The following is a 211-nucleotide window of genomic DNA, read 5'->3' as shown; positions in this document are numbered from 1 at the left end:
GTTAAATTCACAGCCGGCTGCAGGTTGAGGGCGATCATCATCCTTCCTGGGCAAAACTCTCAGGGTATGGGGCCTGTGGCTCGTATTGATCCCCTAGGATGGAGCGTATTTTTTGGCGAGGGGCGCGAAGGGCTGGACTTCTACCCAACTCTCGGCTTTGGGCCAAGACTTCTGGTACCCACTGTGACATACTCCCACACTCATGCCGACA

Origin of the sequence: Synechococcus sp. R3-13 (assembly GCF_047462195.1) — a bacterium.
In the GTDB taxonomy this organism is placed as follows: Bacteria; Cyanobacteriota; Cyanobacteriia; order Thermostichales; family Thermostichaceae; genus Thermostichus.
Note: the sequence above shows the minus strand (reverse complement) of the source record.